1 protein-coding gene is annotated in these 323 nt (G+C 43.7%); it reads right to left on the bottom strand.

All coding sequences use genetic code 11. The features are described from left to right. Positions 1 to 323, bottom strand: a 323-nt coding sequence (locus AC0IXA_RS27270) for an adenylosuccinate synthetase (RefSeq protein WP_471814877.1), incomplete at both ends; no start/stop codon positions are given.

The raw sequence follows: 323 nt of genomic DNA, 5'->3' as shown, positions 1-323 counted from the left end.
AAATACTTCACGATCTAATAGATCTGCGACACGGATACCGACGCGAGCTGCTTTGTCCATATAAGCTGGTCCGATTCCTTTTTTCGTCGTGCCGATCTTGTTAGCCCCTTTCCGCTCTTCTTCTACCTCGTCCAATTTTAAATGGTAAGGCAGAATAACATGGGCTCTATTGCTGATTCTGAGGTTATCTGTACTCACATTCCGTTCGTGAAGATACGCAAGCTCAGTGACCAACGCTTTAGGATCAACCACCATTCCATTACCGATGACACAAGTTTTCTCTTTATAAAAAATACCGGATGGAATGAGGTGTAGCTTGTATG

It is taken from the genome of Pseudomonas sp. AC083, from assembly GCF_979253165.1.
This window is presented reverse-complemented; position numbering and strand designations above follow the sequence as displayed.